This window comes from Hymenobacter sp. (assembly GCF_031398885.1).
GTDB lineage: Bacteria > Bacteroidota > Bacteroidia > Cytophagales > Hymenobacteraceae > Hymenobacter.
This window is the reverse complement of record NZ_JANNOD010000099.1, coordinates 41,309-62,353: the sequence shown is the minus strand read 5'-3', so window position 1 is coordinate 62,353 and position 21,045 is coordinate 41,309. Positions and strand designations below refer to the sequence as shown.

The following is a 21,045-nucleotide window of genomic DNA, read 5'->3' as shown; positions in this document are numbered from 1 at the left end:
TTTAACTCTTCACTTTTAACTGACTCCCGGTGCCCCCTCTCTGAAGGCTTCGCGCTTCAAGCGAACCGGGGGTCAGGGGGTGAGGCCCCCGAACGACACCTACCTTCCCAAACTCCCACCCGCCATGAAACCCGCCTGCTCCTACGCCGCTACCCACGCCGCCAGCCTGGCCGACCCCGCCGGTTTCTGGTCGGCCCAGGCCAGCCATCTGCACTGGGACAAACTGCCCACCGAGCCCTTGAGCCAGGACGCCAGTGGGGCCTACCGCTGGTTTCGGGGGGGCGAGCTGAACACGTCCTTTCTCTGCCTCGACCACCACGTGCAGCAGGGCCGCGGGGCGCAAGCGGCGCTCATCTGGGATTCGCCCGTGACCAACACGCTGCGCACCTACACCTACGCCGAGCTGCTCGACCTCACCGCCCGCTTCGCCGGGGGCCTGCGCGAAATCGGGGTCCGGCTCGGCGACCGGGTCATCATCTACATGCCCAACCTGCCCGAGGCCGTGGTGGCCATGCTGGCCTGCGCCCGGCTGGGGGCGGTGCACTCGGTGGTGTTTGGCGGCTTCGCGCCCCACGAGCTGGCCGTGCGCATCGACGACGCCCGGCCCCGCGTCGTCGTGTGCGCGTCGGGCGGCCTGGAGTTCGACCGCGTCATTCCCTACAAGCCCCTGGTGGACGAGGCCATTTCCGAAGCCGCTCACCCGCCCGCCCACGTGGTGGTGTTGCAGCGCAACTTTGTGACCGCCGAAATGCAGCCCGGCCGCGACCTCGACTACCAGACGCTGCTGCGCGCCGCCCCCGTGCCCGCCGTGCCGGTGCCCGCCACGCACCCGCTCTACATCCTTTACACCAGCGGCACCACCGGCCGGCCCAAGGGCGTGCTGCGCGACCACGGCGGCCACGCCGTGGCCCTGCGCTTCAGCATGGAAGCCGTTTATGACCTTGCGCCCGGCGACGTGATTTTTACCGGCTCCGACATCGGCTGGGCTGTGGGCAGCAGCTACATCGTGTACGGGCCGCTGCTGCGGGGCTGCACCTCGGTGCTCTTCGAGGGCAAGCCCGTGCGCACCCCCGACGCCGGCACCTTCTGGCGCCTGGTGCAGCAGCACCGCGTCAACGTCCTGTTCACGGCGCCCACCGCCATCCGGGCCATCAAGAAGGAGGACCCTGAGGGGCTGCTGGCCAAACAATACGACCTGAGCAGCCTGCGCCACCTCTTCCTGGCCGGCGAGCGCTGCGACCCCGCCACCTACGCCTGGGCCCGGCAGGTGCTGGGCGTGCCGGTGGTCGACCACTGGTGGCAAACCGAGTCGGGCTGGCCCATGCTGGCCACCCTGGTGGGCCTGGAGTGCATGCCCCCGCCCCGGGCCGGCAGCGCCGGCTTTCCCGTGCCGGGCTACGACGTGCACATCCTCGACGAGGCCGGCCAGCCCGTGCCCGCCGGCACCCCCGGCCTAGTGGCCGTGAAGCTGCCGCTGCCCCCCGGCTGCTTCCCCACGCTGTGGAACGACGACGCCCGCTTCCACGAGGCCTACCTGAGTGCCTTCCCCGGCTACTACCTCAGCGGCGACGGCGGCTACCGCGACGCCGACGGCTACTGCTACGTCATGGGCCGCGTCGACGACGTCATCAACGTGGCCGGCCACCGCCTGAGCACCGGCGAGCTGGAGGAGGTGCTGGCCGCCCACCCGGCCGTGGCCGAGTGCGCCGTGCTGGGCCTCGCCGACGAGCTGCGCGGCCAGGTGCCCGTGGGCCTGGTGGTGCTCAAGGACGGCCAAACGATAGTGGAGGCGGCCCTCGAACAAGAGCTGGTGGCCCGCGTCCGTGGTCGCATCGGGGCATTGGCCTGCTTCCGGCAGCTGCTGGTGGTGAAGCGCCTGCCCAAAACCCGTTCCGGCAAAATCCTGCGCAAAACCCTGCGCCAGCTCGCCGACGGCGAAGAATTTGCCATCCCCTCCACCATTGACGACCCGCTGATTCTGGACGAAATCCGCGCCGGGCTGCGGCGCCGCGGGGTAGGGCTGGCCTTTCAGGCCAGTTAGCCGCTCCCACACATTGTGAAGGCTCAAAAGTATTGCGAGTATGACAAATTTTATTCCGCTTATGATGATTTTAGGTTTGCTTGGCGCTATACCTGCCCTGTATATAACGATTATGACCCCGATTAGCAGGATTTCTACCTTGATTATGACGACACCCATTCCGATTAGGACGAATTTCATTTGCGTACATCAACTCGCCGCCGTGAATAAGACGATTTCGACCCCGATTAGCATGATTTCTATGCGCGATGAGGTAATTTTTACCCCGTGACGCTCAAATTTCTTCTCCGTACCGCCGCGCCCCCGCGGCTTGCCCACCTTTCGCCTCATCAACCCACCAACGCACCCCCCAAAACATGCACTCCCGCATCCGCACCCTCGAAGAATACCACGCCGATTACCAGCAATCCGTCGCCGAACCCGACGCGTTCTGGGCCGCCGCCGCCGAGCCCTTCACCTGGCACCGGAAGTGGGACACCGTGCGCGGCGGCGAGTTCTCGCCCGCCGGAGCCAGCACCTGGTACGCCGGCGCCACGCTCAACATCACCGAGAACTGCCTCGACCGCCACCTGGAGCAGCGCGCCAACAAGCTGGCCATCATCTTCGAGCCCAACGACCCCAAAACCCGCCACCTACGCCTGACCTACCGCGAGCTGCACACCCAGGTGTGCCAGATGGCCAACGTGCTCAAGAAGAACGGCGTCCGCAAGGGCGACCGGGTGGTCCTCTACCTGCCCATGATTCCGCAGCTGGCCGTGGCCGTGCTGGCTTGCGCCCGCATCGGGGCGGTGCACGGGGTGGTGTTCGCCGGCTTCTCGGCCACCGCCATCGCCGACCGGGTGAACGACGCCCAGGCCAGCTTCGTCATCACGGCCGACGCCCTGGAGCGCGGCGCCAAGCAAATCCCGGTCAAGAGCGTGGTCGACGAGGCCCTGCTGCACTGCCCCAGCGTGCGCGGCATGTTGGTGGTGGAGCACACCGGCTGGCCCGTGCAGATGCGGGCGGGGCGCGACGTCTGGTTTCACGACGAAGTGCAGGACGTGGAAAAAACCTGCCCTGCCGAGGTCATGGCGGCGGAAGACCCGCTCTTCATCCTCTACACCAGCGGCAGCACCGGCAAGCCCAAGGGCGTGGTGCACAGCCAGGCCGGCTACATGGTCTGGGCCGACTACACGTTCCGCAACGTGTTCCAGGTCGAGGAAAACGACGTGTACTGGTGCACGGCCGACATCGGCTGGGTCACGGGCCACACCTACGGCCTCTACGGCCCGCTGCTGGCCGGCGCCACCACGCTGCTCTTCGAGGGCGTGCCCACGTACCCCTCGCCGGGCCGCTTCTGGGAAGTCATCGACAAGCACCACGTCACCATTTTCTACACCGCGCCCACGGCCATCCGCTCGCTCATGGCCGCGCCCCTCGACCATGTGCTGTCCTACTCGCTCAGCAGCCTGCGCATCCTGGGCTCGGTGGGCGAGCCCATCAACGAGGAAGCCTGGCACTGGTACCACCAGCACGTGGGCAAGGGCCGCTGCCCCATCGTCGACACCTGGTGGCAGACCGAAACCGGCGGCATTATGATATCGGCCCTGGCCGGCATCACGCCCAGCGTGCCGGCCCGCGCCGGCCTGCCGCTGCCCGGCGTGCAGCCCGTGCTGCTCAACCAGGACGGCACCGAAATTGAGGGCAACAACCAGGAGGGCTACCTGGCCCTCAAGGGCAGCTGGCCGGGCGTCATCCGCACCACCTGGGGCGACCACGAGCGCGCCCGCCAAACCTACTTCACGCCCTACCCCGGCTACTACTTCACCGGCGACGGTGCCCGCCGCGACGAGCAGGGCCTCTACCGCATCATCGGCCGCGTCGACGACGTCATCAACGTGAGCGGCCACCGCTTCGGCACCGCCGAAATCGAAAACGCCATCAACCAGAGCGACTACGTGGTCGAAAGCGCCGTGGTCGGCTACCCGCACGACGTCAAGGGCCAGGGCATCTACGCCTACGTCATCTGCCAGCACGGCGTGCCCACCACCGACCTCGAAATCCAAATGGCGGAAGCCAGCATCATCGAGGCGGTGGTGGCCGAAATCGGCAAAATCGCCAAGCCCGACAAGATTCAAATCGTGTCGGGCCTGCCCAAAACCCGCTCCGGCAAAATCATGCGCCGCATCCTGCGCAAAGTCGCCGAAGGCGAAACCACCAACCTCGGCGACGTCACCACCCTCCTCGACCCGCTGGTGGTGGACGAGATTCTGGCGGGGAAGAAGTAGGGGCGAGTAAGCTTAAATTTGACGCGGCCCGCTGAACCAGTTTCGGCGGGCCGCGTTTTGGTTTCACTTTGGTTCAACTTATTCCCTTCGGCATGACTCCCACTCTTCAGGAAATCGAAACGGCTGTGACCCAGCTCACGTCCGAGCAACTGACTGATTTCCGCGCTTGGTTTGCGGAATACGATGCCCAGCGTTGGGACCAGCAGTTCGAAACTGACGTGGTGGGTGGTCGTCTCGATGCCCTTGCCGCTGAAGCATTGAATGATTATAGTGCTGGCCGCACCACTGAGCGTTGAAGCACCGGGCTACGCCGCGCTTTTGGCAGGCGTTTGATAAGCTGCCGCCCGAAATCATGCGCCTAGCAAACAAAAATTATGCGCTCTGGCGCGACAATCCGTCGCACCCCGGCTTACAATTCAAAAAGGTGGGCAAATTCTGGTCGGTTCGGGTAGGGCTCCAGCACCGGGCGCTGGGCATCGAGGCCGAAGACGGGATGCTGGTTTGGTTTTGGATTGGGCGCCACGACGAATACGACCACCTGATTGCCTAGCGCTGCATCCTGCGCAAAGTCGCCGAGGGCGAAACCACCACCCTGCTCGACCTGCTGGTGATAGACGAGATACTGGCGGGAAAAAAGTAGGTCCCAAACCTAAAGTTTAAAGTTAATTAGATTACAAAAGGGCCGCTGATAGTTTCAGCATCCCTTTGCCTCACCCAAACACCTTCACCCGCTCACCTTTGCGCTTGGTGCGCAGGTGCTGCCGGATAATCTGCTGGATGTCCTTGTTGTCGGCGTAGGGCTGAATGACCTCGCGGAAGTCGGCCAGCTTGCGGGCCGTGAACGTCTCGTCCACGTAGGCAAAGCCGCGGTAGTGCCCGTTTTCGACCAGCACGAGGCTTTTCTCCAGTTCCGTGCGGCCTGCGCCGATGACGACGAAGGTTTCGTGCTCGTAGCTGATGCTGTCGATGGCCTCGTCCACACGCTGGTTGTAGCTCTCCGGCGGCTCCTGGCCCACGCAGGCGCCCTGGCAGCGGTGCACCTGGTAGTCGAAGCAGCCGCCCGGCGTTTTGTACAGCCCGCAGAGCTTCTGGCACAGGTTATACTTGGCCACCTTGTGGTACAGAAAGCCCTGGGCCTTGAACTGGTTGCCCAGCGCGATGATGGGCACTTCGGCGTTGCGGGCGTCGGCGCGGCCGTAGGCCAGGCGCTTGTAGCCCTGCTCGTCTACCCGCAGGTAGATGCCGGCCGGAAACACCGAGCGCCGCTGGGCCCGGTTGTAAGCCGGCCTGAGCTGTTTTATCAGGTGCGACTCGTAGAGCAGCGCCACCAGCTCCGAGCCGGTCAGCTCCCAGGTGATGTCGGCAATGGAATTCTTGAACTCCAGGCTCTTGCGCGACTTCACATCGACGGCAAAGTGCTGCTGGATGCGCTTGTAGATGTTGATGCTTTTGCCCACGTAAATCACCTCGCCGGCCTCGTTGTGGAAGTAGTATACGCCCGTGGCCTGCGGCAGACTGGCCACCAGCGCCGCCGACACCAGCGGCGGCAGCAGCGCCGTGCGGATGGCCTCCTGCACGGCGGCTACGCGCTTGGGCGCGGGCGCCTTGGTACCGTCGGGCCGGCGGCCGGCGGGGGCCAGGGCGTCCACCCGCGCCAGGGTGTCGGCTTCGGGGGCGCCGTTTTGCACGGCCTCGCTGCCCTGCGTGATTTTCAGCAGCTTGCCAAACAGTAGGGCGGTGGCGTGGGCATCGCCGGCGGCGCGGTGGCGGCCTTCGAGCGGGATGCCGATGCTCTGGCAGAGCTTGCCGAGGCTGTAGCTGGGCTGGCCGGGAATGAGCGAGCGGCTCAGCCGCACCGTGCACAGGGTTTTGCGGGAGTAGTTGTAGCCCAGGTCGGCAAATTCCTTCTTCAAAAACGAGTAGTCGAAGCGCACGTTGTGAGCCACGAATACGCAGCCCGCGGTCATCTCCACCACCCGGCGGGCCACCTCGTGGAACTTGGGGGCGTCGCTCACCATGTCGTTGGTGATGCCCGTGAGCTGGGTGATGAACGGCGGGATGGAACGGCCGGGATTAAGCAGGGTGGCGTACTCGTCGACGATTTTCTCGCCGTCGTGCACGTAAATGGCTATCTCGGTGATGCGGTCCTGGGTGGGCTGCCCGCCGGTGGTTTCAAGGTCAACGATGGCGTACAAATTGCGGCGGGAAATGAGGAAACGAAAGGCTAACAAGGCCGGGGGCCGCGTTGGTTGCACAACCGCCGCGCCGGGGCTGACGGAAGCCCAAAAGTAAGCCCGCCCCGGGCGGCCCAAACACAAAAAAGCCCGCCGGAGCCGGCGGGCTTTTTTGTGGGGCTAATGCTGCAAATTTAGCTGACTTTATGCAGCTCCAACCAGTTTTTGGCTTCCAGAATCTGGCTGTGCTGCTCCTGAAGCACGCCCTTGGCGTCCGCGGGCAGGCCCTGGGTGCCGAGGGCCGCCTCGTAGGCTTTCAGGGCCGTGGCTTCGCCGGTTTTGGCGGCTTCGAGCACCGATGAATCGTCGTGGCCGGTGACGGCCGACTTGATGTTAATCCAGCCGCGGTGCACGGCGGCGGCGGCGTCGGTGGCCAGCGACTCCACCGTGGAAGAGTCCTCCAGGTTAATGTTGTACTGCTGGGCGTGGCGCTCCAGGGTGCTGACAAAGCCGGCGCGCTGCTGCGAAAACTGGCTGAGCTGGGCTTTCAGCTCCGGGCTCTGCACGGCATCCGCCGCCTCCTGGTAGCCCGTCACCGAAGTGCGGTTGAGGTTAATTAAGTCGACGAGCGCGCGGTCAATGGGTTGCATGGCCATGGTTGTGGTGGTTGGGGAAAGGAAATGTAAAAAATTAGGGAGCCGCGGAGCAAATGCCGCGGCGCCTCTCTCTGTACGGGGAAGGGTGGGGTGGGGGTTACGTTGCCGGCGCGGGCGCTTCAAATGCGCTTGAGCATGTGCCAGGCCTTGGCCAGTACGCCGGGCTTGGTAACCGGTTTTTCCTTCTTCGTGTCCTCGCCGTCCGTCACGTCGCCCAGCAGAAAACCCCACGGCTCGGTCGTCTTGTTCGCGTCGAACACCACCTTGAGCACGGCCGTGAGCGGGATGCTCAAAATCATGCCCGGCGTGCCCCACAGCTCGCCGCCCAGGATGAGGGCCACGATGGCAGCAAGGGGGTTGATGCTCACTTTGGAGCCCGTAATCATGGGCGTGATGAAGTTGCCTTCCAGGAACTGCACCACCAGAAACACACCCACTACGGCGGCGGCCTTGGCCGGCGAGCCGGTTTCGACCAGCGTAATCAGGGCCGGAATGGTGGCCCCCACCAAGATGCCGATGTAGGGAATGATGGCCAGCACCGAGGCAAAAATGGCGAAGAAGACGGCAAACTTCACGTTGAGCAGCAGCAGTCCGATGCCGTTGAGTATTGCCACGATGACGATGACCGTGAGCAGCCCCGAGATGTAGGCCTGCACGACCGTCTGGATGCTGTCCATGGTGTGGAGCACGGACGTGCGCTTGTCCGGCGTCACGAAGCGGAACATGAACTGCCGGATGTGGTCGCGGTAATACAGCAAACAAAAGATGTAGATGGGCACCAGCGTGACCACGCTCAGCACGCCGGCCGTGGTGCTGAGCGTACTGCCCAGGAAACCGCCGGCCGATTTTTTGCCAAAGTTCAGCGACGAGTCAATGATTTCGTCCTTGCTCATCACCCGGAAGCCGAACCGGTCGTGCAGCCACTGCTGGCCCTGGTCCAGCATCACGACCAGCTTTTTTTGTATCATGGGCAGCTCCGCTTTCAGGTCCACTATTTGGGCGCCAAATACCACAATGAGGCCCGCAATGCCCCCGATGAGCAGCAGGATGGCGACCAGAATGGCCAGCGCCCGGGGCCAGCGCCAGCTCTCGAACTTGCGCACCAGCGGCAGCAGCAGCGTCGTGAGCAGGCCGGCGAACACCAGCGGCAGCAGGATGCCGTCGAGCTTGTGCAGCACGAACACCAGCAGTGAAAGCCCGATGAGCAGAAAAGTGTAGTGCACCACCGGCGCCAGCCGGGCTTCCGCTGGGGTTGAAGTCGTTTGCTGAATGGGACCGTGCGGCGCCCCGCGGTTGATTAAAGGAGGAAACATGAGCGACAGGGTAGGCCCTGGGATAAATGTGGACGTTGGGATTGAAGAGGCCGGAGACGCCAAAGCGGTGAACCCAGGCCGGGTGAGCGGTGTTGAAGACTAAATTAATTAGTGGGAAATTACTAAAAGAGCTGGCAAAAATTCTTGCCCTCCCGCTGATTTCTGCGTTATTTTACCCCAAATCTGGAGAACAGTTGCCCCAATGACCAACGAATTACTCACCGAGGCCCCGCAAGCCACTGCCAAAGTCCCCGACCACGGCTACAACGAAGACAGCATCCGCTCGCTGGACTGGCGCGAGCACATCCGCCTGCGGCCCGGCATGTACATCGGCAAGCTCGGCGACGGCTCCGCGTACGACGACGGCATCTACGTGCTGGTGAAGGAAGTGGTGGACAACTGCATCGACGAGCACGTGATGGGCCACGGCCGCACCATTGACATCAAAATCTCGGATTCGCGGGTGCAGGTGCGCGACTACGGCCGCGGCATCCCGCTGGGCAAGGTGGTCGACGTGGTGAGCAAAATTAACACCGGCGGCAAGTACGACTCGAAGGTTTTTCAGAAGTCCGTTGGCCTGAACGGCGTGGGTACGAAGGCCGTGAATGCGCTCAGCGGCTACTTTCTGGTGCAAAGCGTGCGCGAAGGCGTGATGAAATCGGCCGAATTTGCCCAGGGCCGGTTGGTGCAGGACCCCAAGCCGGCCAAAACCAGCCAGCGCAACGGCACGCTCGTTACCTTCCAGCCCGACGACACGATTTTCAAGAACTACCGCTTCATTCCCGAATACCTCGAAAACCAAATCTGGAACTACGTTTACCTCAACGCCGGCCTGACCATCAACTTCAACGGCCAGAAGTATTATTCGGAAAACGGCCTGCTCGACCTGCTCGCCCGCAAGGCCGATGTGGAGCACCTGCGCTACCCCATCATCCACCTCAAGGCACCCGACATTGAGATGGCGCTGACCCATGGCAACGACTACGGGGAGGAGTATTATTCTTTCGTGAACGGGCAGTACACCACGCAGGGCGGCACCCATTTGGCCGCGTTTCGCGAGGCAGTGGTGAAGGCCGTGCGCGAGTTCTACAAGAAGGACTTTGACGCGGCCGACGTGCGCGGCTCCATCATCGCGGCCATTTCGGTGCGGGTGCAGGAGCCCGTGTTCGAGAGCCAGACCAAGACCAAGCTGGGCTCGATTAACATGGGCGAGGACGGCCCGTCGGTGCGCGGCTTCATCATGGATTTTGTCAAGGAACATCTCGATAACTTCTTGCACAAGAATCCCAGGACCGCCGAAGACTTGCTCAAGCGCATCATGCAGAGCGAGCGGGAGCGCAAGGACATGGCCGGCGTGAAAAAACTGGCCAACCAGCGTGCCAAAAAAGCCAACCTGCACAACCGCAAGCTGCGCGACTGCCGCTTCCACCTGGGCGAAAACGCCAAGGACGGCGCCGAAAAAGAGCTGCTCACCACGCTTTTCATCACGGAGGGGGATTCGGCCTCGGGCAGCATCACCAAAAGCCGCAACGTGGAGCTTGAGGCCGTGTTTAGCTTGCGCGGCAAGCCCTTGAACTGCTTCGGATTGAAGAAGAAAATCGTGTACGAGAACGAGGAGCTGAACCTGTTGCAGCACGCCCTCAACATCGAAGAGGGCATCGAGCATTTGCGCTACAACCGCGTCGTTGTCGCGACCGACGCCGACGTTGACGGGATGCACATCCGCCTGTTATTGCTCACCTTCTTCCTGCAGTTTTTCCCCGATTTGGTGCGTAACGGCCACGTGTTCATCCTCGAAACCCCGCTCTTCCGGGTGCGCAATAAAAAGGAAACCATTTACTGCTACAACGAGCAGGAGAAGCAGGCCGCCATGCGCAAGCTGGGCAAAAACCCCGAAATCACCCGGTTCAAAGGCTTGGGTGAAATTTCGCCGGAAGAGTTCGGCAAATTTATCGGCGACAACATCAAGCTAGAACCGGTCATCCTGCAGTCGGACCGCAGCATCCAGCAGGTGCTCACCTATTACATGGGCAAGAACACCCCTGCCCGCCAGGAATTCATCATCGAAAACCTGCGCCTGGAGAAGGACCTGGTCACTTCCGACGTGTTGCCCGCGGCCGAAGTGGTAGAGGCCGAAGCGTAAGCAGCTCACTGTCCCGGCAGCCCTGGGCCTGAAATTCCGGCAGCCCCCGCCGGGCACCCCCAACGTTGGCCAGGGGTGCCCGGCGGGGGCTGTTTTTGGCTGGTCAATCACGCCGCCGCGATGGGTCATGGGGCGGGGCAATGAGCGGGAGATTTTGCCGTTGCAGGCTGGCGGCGTGTACCTTTAGCGCCTCATCTACCATTCCATTCACAATGACATTTTCTACGCGCTTGGCTTTGCTTTTGGGTTTGTGGGCGGCCACCGGCACGGCCCAGGCCGCTGCCCTGCCCCCCGCCGCGCCCCTGCCTTTCGTGGCAAATAAGGGCCAGTGGGACAAGCAAGTAAAATTTTCCGTCGCAATCCCGGGGGGACGGCTGTTCCTGGAAAAGAACTGCTTTACCTATAACCTGTTTCCGGCCGCGCTTCCCGGCGCGCCAGAAAGCGCGGCGTTCCGGACGGTGGCCAGTCATGCTTTTCGGGTGACGTTGGTGGGCGCGGCGTCCGGCCCGATGCTGACCGGCGAGGAGCCGCAGCAAGCTTACCATAATTACTTTCTGGGCAACGACCCGGCGCGGTGGGCGGCCCGGGTGCCGCTGTTTGCCGGGGTGCGCTACCGCAGCGCCTATCCCGGCGTGGACGTGCGGTGGCACCAGCAGGGCACGGGGCAGCTGGAATACGATTTTGAGGTGGCCCCGGGGGCCCGCCCGGCCGGCATCCGGCTCCGCTACGACGGCCTCGACGGGGTGTCGCTCACGCCCGAAGGCCACCTGCGGCTGCGCACCAGCGTGGGCGAGTTACGGGAGCAGGCCCCCGTGGCGTGGCAGGTGTCGGCTGCCGGCGAGCGCCGGGCGGTGCCGTGCCGCTTCGTGCTGCGCGGCCAGGAGGTAAGCTTTTCGTTGGGCGCGGGCTACAACCCCGCGCAGCGCCTCGTTATCGACCCCGTTCTGGTGTTCGCCACGTACTCGGGCTCGCCGGCGGGCATGTCGGCCAACACTGCGGCGGCCGATGCGCAAGGCAATATGTACACCGGGGGGCAGTTGTTTGGTGGCAACTATCCGGTGACCCTCGGGGCCTTCAAAACGAATTACAATGCCGGCAACATGGGGATTGCCAAGCTTTCGGCAAACGGCGCTAGTTTGCTGTATGCTACTTATTTGGGCGGCACCAATAGCGCGGGAGCGGGCCAGGATTACCCCCTGGACATGGAAGTAAACGCGGCCGGGGAATTGCTGCTGCTGGGCTCAACTTCCGCGGCGGACTATCCAATTACGGCCGGCGCATTCGACCGCCAGCTCAGCGCCGGTAGCGGGGGGCCGTTTTCGGCGCGCGATTTGGTCGTGACCCGGTTCAACGCCAGCGGCACCGCGCTGCTGGCCTCCACCTACCTCGGCGGCAGCGGCGAGGAAGCCGGCTCCGTGTCGTCGGTGCCCGGGAGCCTGACCCTGGACCCCACCACCGGCGACGTGCTGGTAGTGAGCAGCACGTTGTCAACCGATTACCCCGTGCTCAACGCCGCGCAAGCTGCTTCGCTCGGCAGCCAGGAGGGGGTGCTCACCCGCCTGAACCTGGGGCTGACGGCCCTGCGCTGGTCTACTTACCTGGGCGGCACCGGCGCCGACCGCGCCCACGACGTAAAAGTGGCGCCCAACGGCGACGTGTACGTGTGCGGCAGCACCACCAGCACCGGGCTGGCGCTGGGCACCCCGGGCATCTTGCCAGTAGCTCCGGGGGGCATCAACGGCTTCGTGATGCGCTACAGCCCGGCTGGCGCGCGACTGGCCGGCACCTACCTGGGCACGGCGGCCCGCGACGTGGCCCGCTTCCTCGACATCGCCGCCAATGGGCAGGTGCTAGTGGGAGGCGCTTCCGATGGGCCGTACCCGCGCACCGCCGGCACTTACGCGGCGGTCGTGCCCGGTACCATGGGTTTCTTCGTGCACGGCCTCAGCCCGGCGCTCAATGCCACGGTGTTTAGCACCCAGGTCAGCGTCGTGAGCACCCTGAGTCAGCCGCTGACTTCGAATATCCTGACTGGGTTTGGGCGCGACGACTGTGGGCGGCTCTATTTCAGCACCTACGCGGGCGCCATTGCCAGCCCCGGTTGTCCCCGCACTGCTGATGCTTTTTCCAGCCAGCCACGCAGCCTGTACCTGGCGGTGTTGGCCGAAAACGCGACTGCGCTGCTGTACGGGACTTACGTGGGGGAAGTCAATAGCAATCAGGGCACTTCGGGTGGTACGCACACGCACTTTGCCGCTTCCAATCACGTGTCGCGGGCCGGGGTGCTGTACCATCTCACGTGCAGCTCGGGCCGCACGTTTGGCACCACGCCGGGGGCCTACTCGGCCGGGGCAACCGGGGGGCTCGACGGGGCCGCCTTTAAGTTTAACATGGCGCCCAGTGCCAACAGCAGCATTCAGCTGGCCGTGGTGCCGCCCCCGGCCGGTTGCGCCCCCTACGCGGTGCAATTCAACAACACCACGGGCGGGGCGTTGCTCTACAGCTGGGATTTTGGCGACGGGAGCCCGCTCGATACGGCCAAGGCCCCGCTCCACACCTATGCTGTGGCCGGAACCTACACGGCCCGCTTGGTGGCTACCCGCAGGCTAAACGTTGCGGGCTGCGGCCCCGGCACCGTGGCCCTGGACGTTCCGGTGGCGGTGGAGGCGCCCGCGCCCGCCCGCGTGGTGGCCGACTCCCTGGGCTGCGGCCGGGCCCTGGTGCTGGACCCCGCCCGCCTCGTGCCGACGGTCTCGGGCAGCGCTTTCCGCTGGAGCACGGGCGCCCAAACTCCCACCGTAGCCGTGACCACTCCCGGGCGCTACCGCGTCGAAGTTGACCAGGGAAGGCCTTGCCCGGCTTTCATCGAGTTCGACGTGCGGGCCGTGGCGCCCCCCGTGCCCCGAATGATTCTAGACTCACTGAGCTGCGGTCAACGGCTGGTGCTGGACCCCGGGCGGCTTACGCCCCGGCCAATTGGCACGGGGTACCGCTGGAGCACCGGGGCCCAAACCCCCGCCTTGGCGGTAGAAGCCCCGGGCCGCTACCGCCTCGAAATCGAGCAGGGGCGCTTTTGCCCCGTCGTGGTAGAGTACGAGGTGAGGCTTAGCAACTTGTTTGCCATGCCCAACATCTTGACGGCCAATGGCGACGCGCTGAATGCTGCCCTGAAAGCGCCACCGGCTTACGGCGTGCCCCAGCTGAGGGTGTTCAACCGTTGGGGCCGCCTGGTGTACGAAACCATGGCTTACCACAACGACTGGACCGGGGCTGGCCAGCCCGCTGGCGTCTACTACTATCAGCTGTTGCAGCCCACTTGCGACGTTGCGCTCAAAGGGTGGGTTGAGATTGTGCGTTAGCACCCGCTGAACTGAGGTGATCTAGGAAAGATGGACAGAAGAAGGACGTATATTTCTTCTGTTATGGCAACCAAAACCAGCGGGTCGTCGCCCGACAAACGGCGTAAATACGACGAAGCGTTTAAGGCCGAGGCCCTGCGCCTAGCTGGCGAGAGCCGCAGCACGCAGGCTGCCGCACGGCAGCTGGGCATTGGCCCCAAGCTGCTTTACCGCTGGCAGCAAGCCCAACTCGTAGCTGAAGTGGGCAGTGAAGAAGTGGCCCGCGACCCGGAAGTGCGCGCACTACGCGCCCGTCTTAAACGGGCCGAGCAGGAGCTCGATATTTTAAAAAAAGCCTTGGTCATCTTCGGCCAACCGACCCGGTGAGCACTTATCAGCACATCGCCCAACGCCAGGCCCAGGTGCCCGTGCGCCAGCTTTGCCACGTGCTGCACGTGGCCCCGGCCGCGTATTACGCCTGGCAGCGCCACCGGCAGCAGCCCAGGGCCGAGCCGGCCTGGCAAGTAGCGGTGCGCGAGTCCTTTGCCTACCACAGCCAGCGCTATGGCACGCGTCGACCGCGGGCCGAAGTGCAAGCCCAGGGCCACGCGGTAGGCCGCTGGCGCATCCGCCGCGTGCTGGCCCGGCACGGCCTGCGGGCGCAGCAACCCCGCTCGTTCGTGCCGCGCACCACTGACTCGAACCCGGCCGTGCGCGCCGCGCCCAACCGCTTGCTCGGCCAGCCAGCCCCCACCGCCCCCAACCGGGTGTGGGTGGGCGACATCACGTACCTGCCCCGCCAAGGCGGCGGCTGGCTGTACTTAGCCGTGTGGCTGGACCGCTGCTCGCGCAAAATCGTGGGCTGGGACGTGCGCGACACCATGCCCGAAGATTTGGTGAGCGAGGCGCTGCGCCGCGCCCTGGTGGTGCGCCGCCCGCCGGCCGGACTTGTGGTCCACTCTGACCAGGGCAGCCAGTACACGGCCACGCGATTCAAGGACTTACTGACCCGGCATGGCGCCGTGCAAAGCATGAGCCGGCGCGGCAACTGCTACGACAACGCCCACGCCGAATCGTTTTGGAGCCGCTTCAAAGCCGAACTGCTCGACGGCGGCTCCTTCCCCAGCTTGGCCGAAGGCAAGCTCGAAATCAGCCATCATGTCGCCTATTACAACGCCGAGCGGCGGTGTTCTGCGCTCGGCTACCAAGCCCCCAACCACTTCGAAACCCAACTCCAAACCACGTCCCAATTGTGTCCGGCTTAGCTGGACCACCTCAGAACTGCCCCGCCCGCGCGGGTCCACGAAAAAGTTTCGGGCGGGGGTGCGGTTATATTTGAAATTTTGTGTAGGTTTGAACCGCCGCCCAGGGGTAGACTGGTCGGTAAATTCCACGGAAAAGCCCGCGCCTTTGGCACGGGCTTTTTTCGTTGTGCCTTGTATCTGCCGAATTCATGGGTCGTTTGGCAGATGAAACGACAGGCATCTAGCTACTTTTCTTAGCTTTATTGGCGGCTGAATAGTGCATTTTTCGTTTCTAAATCGTATTTTTGGCTTAAGTTAGCGCTTGCAACCGTTGGAGCAGCGCTAATATTATTGGGAGCCATCCTGGCTTCTTTCGCATTGTCGCTAACTGCGCTCCGCGCTGGCTCTGGTATTTTTGACAGCACCCCGCCGACTTTATTACGTTTCTTTCGTGGCCACTCCTGATACTCCCGCTTCCAATAGTTCCGACCAAAATTTTTTGCAGTCCGGCGACTCGGTTGATTTTGACCTTTCGGCGGCTTTCCCGGTGGCGGCGGCTGACGCGGAAGAGGCCCCCGGCTTAGCCCATTCAGCCGGGACGGCGGCGAGCAACGCCGGGGTAGAAGCCGCCGACTTGTTTGATGCCGCGCCCGCGGTCCACGTCGCGGCCGATACCGTTCCGGAACCCGAAACGGAGGAAGAACCCAAGTTTGCGCCCGGCGAAACCATCCACGACGTGGCCACGGTGAAAGGCATGTACCAAAACTGGTTTCTGGACTACGCTTCCTACGTGATTCTGGAGCGGGCCGTGCCGGCCATTGAAGACGGCCTGAAGCCCGTGCAGCGGCGCATTTTGCACGCCATGAAGGAGATGGACGACGGCCGCTTCAACAAAGTCGCCAACGTCATCGGCCAGACCATGCAGTACCACCCCCACGGCGACGCCAGCATCGGCGACGCCATGGTGAACCTGGGCCAGAAAGACCTGCTCATCGAAACCCAGGGCAACTGGGGCGACGTGCGCACCGGCGACGGCGCCGCCGCGCCCCGCTACATTGAAGCCCGCCTGTCCAAGTTTGCGCTCGACGTGGTGTTCAACCCCGACACCACCGAGTGGCAGCTCAGCTACGACGGCCGCAAGCGCGAGCCCACCACGCTGCCCGTAAAATTCCCGCTGCTGCTCGCGCAGGGCGTGGAAGGCATTGCCGTGGGCCTGAGCACCAAGATTATGCCCCACAACTTCCGCGAGCTGTGCAAGGCCAGCATCGACGTGCTGCGGGGGCGGGACGTGCAGTTGTTCCCGGACTTCGCGACCGGGGGGCTGTGCGATGTGAGCAACTACAACTCGGGCCTGCGCGGCGCCAAAATCCGGCTGCGCGCCACCATCGAGAAATTTGACAAGACGCTGCTCATCATCCGCGACATTCCCTACGGCACCACGACCACGGCGCTGATGGAAAGCATCGTGAAGGCGTCGGAGGCCAACAAAATCAAGATTAAGAAGGTGGTCGACAACACGGCGGCCAAGGTAGAAATTCAGGTGCAGCTGCCGGCCGGCGTGTCGCCCGACCTGACCATCGACGCCCTCTACGCTTTCACCGACTGCGAAATCAGCATCTCGCCCAATACCTGCGTCATTATTGGCGACAAGCCCCGGTTTGTGGCGGTGGAGGACGTGCTGCGCCAGAGCACCGGCGCCACGGTGCGCCTGCTGGAGCGGGAGCTGGAAATTCGCCAAGCCGAGCTGTGGGAAAAGTGGCACAACGCCTCGCTGGAGAAAATCTTCATCGAGAACCGCATTTACCGCAAGATTGAGGAGTGCGAGACCTGGGCCGAAATCCTGGAAACCATCGACAAGGGCCTGAAAAAATTCGTGCGCATAGCCGGCGAGAGGGAGCGGGCCGACGACCAGCGCATCCTGCTCCGCCGCCCCATTGCGGAGGAAGACCTGACGCGCCTGACCGAAATCCGCATCAAGCGCATTTCAAAATTCGACGGCTTTAAGGCCGATGAGTACATTCAGAAGCTGGAAGCTGAGCTGGCCGAAGTAGCCGACCACCTGGCGAACCTGACGCGCTACGCCATTCACTACTTTGACGGCCTGCTGAAGAAGTACGGCGCGGGCCGCGAGCGCAAAACCCAGCTCCGCACCTTCGACGTGGTGACGGCCCAGAAAGTGGCCATTGCCAACCAAAAGCTGTACGTAAACCGCGTGGACGGTTTCGTGGGCTTCGGCTTGAAAAAGGACGAATTCGTGTGCGACTGCTCGGACCTGGACGACATCATTGCCATCAAGCGCGACGGCACATTCACGGTGACCAAAATTGCCGAGAAGACGTTCGTGGGCCGCGACGTTCTGCACGTTGGCGTTTACAATAAGAACGACGACCGCTTGGTCTACAACATGGTGTACCTGGACGGCGCTTCGGGCATCAGCTTCGCCAAGCGTTTCTTGGTGTCGGGCATCACCCGCGACAAGGCCTACGATTTGACCAAGGGCACCAAGGGCACCAAAACCCTTTACTTGACGGCCAACCCAAATTCGGAATCGGAAATTGTGAGCATCCAGCTCAGCGACAAGGCGCCGGCGCGGGTCAAGCAGTTCGACTTTGACTTTGCCGAGCTGGGCATCAAGGGCAAGGGTTCGATGGGCAACATCGTGACCAAGCAGCCCATCAAAAAAATCACCCGCAACTCGCTGGGCGATTCCACGCTGGGCGGCCGCGAAATCTTCTTCGACTCCGTGGTGGGCCGCCTGACTACGTCCGCGCACGGGCGCTACCTGGGCACCTTCGACACCGACAACCACGTGCTGGTGGTTTTCAAGGACGGCAGCTACGAGCTGAAGACGGCCGACCCCGCCAACCATTTCGACGTGCCCAACATTGTGCTGCTCCGCAAGCACGCGCCCGAAGTGACGCTGAGCGCGGTGTACGTGGACGGCGAAACCAAGATTTATTACGTCAAGCGGTTTAAAATCGAGACTAGCACCCTCGATAAGCGCTTCCTGTTCATTTCCGAAGCCAAAGGCTCCAAGCTGGTGGCCGTGTCGGCCAACCCGGAGCCGGTAGTGGAGGTGAAAATGCAACGCGACAAAAAAGCCGACAAGGAAACGGAGAAAATCGGCCTCCACGAATTCATCGACGTGAAGGGCTGGAAAGCCATGGGCAACAAGCTCAATTACTTCAAAATCCACGCCCTCGCGCTGCTTACCGACGAAGGCCCCGAGCCCCAGCGCCGCGAAGTGGCCCGGAAACGCCTGCCTGCCGCCCCTCCCAAAGCCGGCGAGCCGGGGGAAAGTGCCCCGCGCGAGCGCTCCGAAGCCGGCGGCCCCGTGGAGGTGACGGCCGAGGAAGTGGCCCAAGCCCGCGAGTTGCTCAAGCGGCCCAAGGCGCAGCTGGGGCTGTTCTAAGCTGGCCTCGCCCAAAATCGAGGGGCCGGGCCCCGGGTTGGGTTCGCGGCTCCGTTGCCCGGCCAGCCTGCTGGCTTGCCTGGTGCCCGCCGGAACCGCCTCGTATTTGAGCCGGGGCCCTGTTTCTTTGCGTTTATGCCTGCTGGTTTCCCGTCGTGGCCGTGCCCAACCCCACCAATCAGGTGCGGGCTCGGCTGGGTGTGGGGAGCCCTGCTGGCCTGGGTGCTGGCGGTGGGGCCCGCGCTCGGGCAAAAGCGCACCGGAACTATCGCGCCCCGAACGCGCCCGGAAGCCGGGGCCAGCAGCCCGGCGGCCGACCCGCCGGCGGTACGCGCCAAGCTGTTCCAGGCCGCTACCCTGGCCAACAACTTCAAGGAATCAGAAGCGCTGGCACTTTACCAGGACGTACTGAAAACCGCCCCCGCTCACTATGTGGCCCTGTGGCAGGCTTCCTTGCTCAGCGTGAGAATCGGCAGCCGGTACTCCGACGAAACCCGAAAGGCCGCCTATTTTGAAGCCGCCCGCCAGTACGCTGACCGGGCCCTGCTCATCCGGCCCGAAGGGGGCGAGAGCAACTACGCGGTGGCCTTGGCCCTGTTCAATCAAGCCATTTTGTTCCGGGCCGGGGCCCGGCTGGCGGCTTTCCGCGACCTGCGCTCGCACGTGTACCTCGCCACCGAACGGCGGCCCGACTTGCCCGGGGCCTGGCAGCTGCTGGGCCGCTGGCAGTACCGCGTGGCGCACTACAACCTGCTGGAACGGGTCTACAGCAAGTTGGTGCTCGGGGGCGTGCCCGGTGGTGGCGACAGCCGCGCCGCGATGGAAAGCCTGGAGAAAGCCCGGCAGCTGGCCCCGTTTAATTTGCAGTTTTGCTACGATTTGGCCCGGATGTGCCGGTACCAGGGCCGCCGCCGCCGGGCCATTGAAGTGCTGCGCGAAGCCGAAAAAATCCCCGCCATCACCAGCGAAGACTTGGTGGTGAGCCGTCTGTGCCGCCAGATGCTGCCCATTTTGTTGCGCGCGGATGCGCGGCGCCAAAAGCGGCTGGCCCGGTTCCTCAGGCCCACCGCCCCCCCTGACTCGACCAGGCAGCCCATCGACACCGCCAGCAAGAAAGAGTAGCAGGGCGTACGCGCCCGCCGCTGGGTTCGCCTGAGCCGGGGAAACGGTGAGAGCCCGCCCGCCTGCCAGGCGGGGCTTCACCGGTAGCTGTTTAATTTGCAGTGTTTCGCCGCTTATTAATCATGGTTAGCTTTCGGATGCATGGACTTTTTGCTGCGCCGTGGGTTGCGGTGCTGGCTTTGGCCTGCCAATCCGCGCCTGCCGAGCGCGCCGAAACCCTGGTTAACCTGGCCACGGTGCAGAGCGGCCCGCGGGTGCAAGCCGATGAACTCAATGGAGCCATTGCCCGCGAGCCCCGCAACGCCGCGCTGCTGGCCCGCCGGGCCACTTTGCGCCTCGCCGCCGGGGAGCCCCGCGCCGCGCTAACGGACTTGGCGGCCGCTTTGGCACTCGACAATGCCAACGGCAAGCTCTATTTCCTGCAAGCGCGGGCCTTCCGGGCGCTGAACCAACTGCCGGCCGCGCTCAGGGCGGCCCGCCAGGCCGCCGACCGCGGCTTCGCGGAGCCCCAACTGCCGCTGCTGGTCGGCGAAACCCACCTGGCCGCCCGAAATTACCCCGCGGCCCTCGACAACCTGGACCGGACCCTACGGCTCGACCCCGACCAGTCCGCGGCCTTGTTCTACAAAGGGCTGGCGTACGCGGCCACGGCCGACACTTCCACCGCCGTGCAGTATTTGCAAGATGCCCTGGCCCGCGACCCGCACCAGCCCGAAATCCTGCACCAACTGGCCTTCTTGTTAAATGCCTGGCGCATTCCGGCCGATGCCGGCCGCTACGCGGGTTTGGGCATGCGCCTGGATACCACTTCCGGGTTGCTGCAGTACGACTACGGCCGCCACCTGGAGTTGCGGGGGCGCCCGGATAGTGCCCTGTGGCATTACCGCCGCGCCTTGGTGCTTGACACCACCGTGTACCGGGCCGACTACCGCCTGGGCTTGGCCGCCGCCAAAGGGCACCAACCCGCGGCCGTTGTTGCGCACCTCGGCCGCGCCCTGCGCCGCAACCCACGGCTGCCCCAGGCCCGCGCGTTGCTGGCTGATGCGCTGGAGGCCCAGAACCGCCTGGCTGCCGCGCTGGCCCAGTACCGTCTACTCGTCGTTGAAAACCCCGGCAACCAGCACTGGACGTTCAAGGTCTGGAAAACCAACGAACGGCTGCAGGCGCTCCTGCCCGACAGCCTGCGCACCACGCCGCGCTACTACCGCCGTCCGCCGGCGCCGCTGCAACCGCTGCCCATCAGCCCCTTGCCGCTGCTCCGGCCCAGTGCTGGCTGAGGCCCGGCCCCGGGCGGCAGAAGCCCCGAGCTGATTCTTGTGCCCGGATGCTTCGTTC

At 64.0% G+C, this 21,045-nt stretch carries 14 protein-coding genes; 11 read left to right on the top strand and 3 right to left on the bottom strand.

Going from position 1 to position 21,045, the window contains the following annotated elements:
- Positions 1 to 124 precede the first annotated feature (124 nt).
- From RMO51_RS18700 to RMO51_RS18685, 4 genes are all read left to right on the top strand, one after another.
- Positions 125 to 2,041: an AMP-binding protein gene (locus RMO51_RS18700; protein ID WP_310397242.1), complete on the top strand. Its 1,917-nt coding sequence runs from the start codon at positions 125 to 127 to the stop codon at positions 2,039 to 2,041.
- A 356-nt stretch (positions 2,042 to 2,397) separates the two neighbouring features.
- A complete protein-coding gene (acs, locus tag RMO51_RS18695) occupies positions 2,398 to 4,308 on the top strand; it encodes an acetate--CoA ligase (protein ID WP_310397239.1) in 1,911 nt (636 codons plus the stop codon).
- 92 nt (positions 4,309 to 4,400) lie between these two features.
- Positions 4,401 to 4,604, top strand: a complete 204-nt coding sequence (locus RMO51_RS18690; protein WP_310397237.1) for a hypothetical protein — start codon at positions 4,401 to 4,403, stop codon at positions 4,602 to 4,604.
- Between the two features lie 56 nt (positions 4,605 to 4,660).
- The gene (locus RMO51_RS18685; protein ID WP_310397234.1) at positions 4,661 to 4,858 is read left to right on the top strand and encodes a hypothetical protein; all 198 of its coding nucleotides are present in this window, start codon (positions 4,661 to 4,663) and stop codon (positions 4,856 to 4,858) included.
- A gap of 160 nt (positions 4,859 to 5,018) precedes the next feature.
- Here RMO51_RS18685 and RMO51_RS18680 read toward each other — a convergent pair whose 3' ends face one another.
- The 3 genes from RMO51_RS18680 to RMO51_RS18670 all read right to left on the bottom strand — a co-directional run bounded on the left by RMO51_RS18680 (position 5,019) and on the right by RMO51_RS18670 (position 8,451).
- Complete coding sequence (locus RMO51_RS18680; protein WP_310397232.1) at positions 5,019 to 6,503, bottom strand: exonuclease domain-containing protein; 1,485 nt, start codon at positions 6,501 to 6,503, stop codon at positions 5,019 to 5,021.
- 173 nt (positions 6,504 to 6,676) lie between these two features.
- Positions 6,677 to 7,138, bottom strand: a complete 462-nt coding sequence (locus tag RMO51_RS18675) for a PA2169 family four-helix-bundle protein (RefSeq protein ID WP_310397230.1) — start codon at positions 7,136 to 7,138, stop codon at positions 6,677 to 6,679.
- A 119-nt stretch (positions 7,139 to 7,257) separates the two neighbouring features.
- On the bottom strand, positions 7,258 to 8,451 hold the full coding sequence (locus RMO51_RS18670; protein ID WP_310397229.1) for an AI-2E family transporter: 1,194 nt from the start codon (positions 8,449 to 8,451) through the stop codon (positions 7,258 to 7,260).
- Between the two features lie 202 nt (positions 8,452 to 8,653).
- Here RMO51_RS18670 and RMO51_RS18665 point away from each other — a divergent pair, with 202 nt between their 5' ends.
- The 7 genes from RMO51_RS18665 to RMO51_RS18635 all read left to right on the top strand — a co-directional run bounded on the left by RMO51_RS18665 (position 8,654) and on the right by RMO51_RS18635 (position 20,987).
- On the top strand, positions 8,654 to 10,594 hold the full coding sequence (locus RMO51_RS18665; RefSeq protein WP_310397226.1) for a DNA topoisomerase IV subunit B: 1,941 nt from the start codon (positions 8,654 to 8,656) through the stop codon (positions 10,592 to 10,594).
- Between the two features lie 212 nt (positions 10,595 to 10,806).
- A complete protein-coding gene (locus RMO51_RS18660; RefSeq protein ID WP_310397224.1) occupies positions 10,807 to 13,953 on the top strand; it encodes a gliding motility-associated C-terminal domain-containing protein in 3,147 nt (1,048 codons plus the stop codon).
- Between the two features lie 63 nt (positions 13,954 to 14,016).
- Entirely contained in the window at positions 14,017 to 14,319 is a 303-nt protein-coding gene (locus tag RMO51_RS18655; RefSeq protein WP_310397221.1) for a transposase, read from the top strand.
- Entirely contained in the window at positions 14,316 to 15,197 is an 882-nt protein-coding gene (locus tag RMO51_RS18650; protein WP_310397219.1) for an IS3 family transposase, read from the top strand. Before RMO51_RS18655 ends, RMO51_RS18650 begins: the two co-directional genes overlap by 4 nt.
- A 715-nt stretch (positions 15,198 to 15,912) precedes the next feature.
- Positions 15,913 to 18,588: a DNA gyrase/topoisomerase IV subunit A gene (locus RMO51_RS18645; protein ID WP_409025056.1), complete on the top strand. Its 2,676-nt coding sequence runs from the start codon at positions 15,913 to 15,915 to the stop codon at positions 18,586 to 18,588.
- A 135-nt stretch (positions 18,589 to 18,723) separates the two neighbouring features.
- Positions 18,724 to 19,710: a hypothetical protein gene (locus tag RMO51_RS18640; protein ID WP_310397216.1), complete on the top strand. Its 987-nt coding sequence runs from the start codon at positions 18,724 to 18,726 to the stop codon at positions 19,708 to 19,710.
- A gap of 137 nt (positions 19,711 to 19,847) precedes the next feature.
- Positions 19,848 to 20,987 carry a tetratricopeptide repeat protein gene (locus RMO51_RS18635; RefSeq protein ID WP_310397213.1) on the top strand — a complete coding sequence of 380 codons (1,140 nt, stop codon included), beginning with the start codon at positions 19,848 to 19,850 and terminating at the stop codon, positions 20,985 to 20,987.
- Positions 20,988 to 21,045: the final 58 nt, after the last annotated feature.

What these genes read in the sequence shown, in the direction of transcription:
- RMO51_RS18700 (WP_310397242.1), top strand. Translation starts at nt 125, where the DNA reads ATGAAACCCGCCTGCTCCTACGCCGCTACCCACGCCGCCAGCCTGGCC.
- RMO51_RS18660 (WP_310397224.1), top strand. Translation starts at nt 10,807, where the DNA reads ATGACATTTTCTACGCGCTTGGCTTTGCTTTTGGGTTTGTGGGCGGCC.
- RMO51_RS18675 (WP_310397230.1), bottom strand. Translation starts at nt 7,138, where the DNA reads ATGGCCATGCAACCCATTGACCGCGCGCTCGTCGACTTAATTAACCTC.
- RMO51_RS18640 (WP_310397216.1), top strand. Translation starts at nt 18,724, where the DNA reads ATGCCTGCTGGTTTCCCGTCGTGGCCGTGCCCAACCCCACCAATCAGG.
- RMO51_RS18670 (WP_310397229.1), bottom strand. Translation starts at nt 8,451, where the DNA reads ATGTTTCCTCCTTTAATCAACCGCGGGGCGCCGCACGGTCCCATTCAG.
- RMO51_RS18655 (WP_310397221.1), top strand. Translation starts at nt 14,017, where the DNA reads ATGGCAACCAAAACCAGCGGGTCGTCGCCCGACAAACGGCGTAAATAC.
- RMO51_RS18635 (WP_310397213.1), top strand. Translation starts at nt 19,848, where the DNA reads ATGCATGGACTTTTTGCTGCGCCGTGGGTTGCGGTGCTGGCTTTGGCC.
- RMO51_RS18685 (WP_310397234.1), top strand. Translation starts at nt 4,661, where the DNA reads ATGCGCCTAGCAAACAAAAATTATGCGCTCTGGCGCGACAATCCGTCG.
- RMO51_RS18665 (WP_310397226.1), top strand. Translation starts at nt 8,654, where the DNA reads ATGACCAACGAATTACTCACCGAGGCCCCGCAAGCCACTGCCAAAGTC.
- RMO51_RS18690 (WP_310397237.1), top strand. Translation starts at nt 4,401, where the DNA reads ATGACTCCCACTCTTCAGGAAATCGAAACGGCTGTGACCCAGCTCACG.
- acs (WP_310397239.1), top strand. Translation starts at nt 2,398, where the DNA reads ATGCACTCCCGCATCCGCACCCTCGAAGAATACCACGCCGATTACCAG.